The following is a 280-nucleotide window of genomic DNA, read 5'->3' as shown; positions in this document are numbered from 1 at the left end:
GCCCACCACGGACAAGCACTCCACCGGTGGTGTCGGTGACAAGATCACGCTGCCGCTGGGCCCACTGGTGTCCTCCTACGGCGTGGCCGTCCCGCAGCTGTCCGGCCGCGGCCTCGGCCACACCGGCGGCACCCTGGACAAGCTGGAATCCATTCCTGGCTGGCAGGCTGATGTTCCGAATGACCGCTTGATGCAGATCCTGGAGGATTCCGGCGCGGTCGTCGCAGCAGCCGGTGCGGGTCTGGCACCTGCGGATAAGAAGATTTACGCGCTGCGTGAC

The 280-nt window shown here is 66.4% G+C and carries 1 pseudogene; it reads left to right on the top strand.

What is annotated here, in order from left to right:
- Positions 1–280: pseudogene (locus QP909_RS11830) on the top strand (thymidine phosphorylase); the annotation flags it as partial.

The organism is Corynebacterium sp. MSK195, assembly GCF_030228885.1.
Taxonomy (GTDB): domain Bacteria; phylum Actinomycetota; class Actinomycetes; order Mycobacteriales; family Mycobacteriaceae; genus Corynebacterium.
The sequence above is the reverse complement of the archived record's forward strand: the minus strand, read 5'-3'. Positions and strand labels throughout refer to the sequence as shown.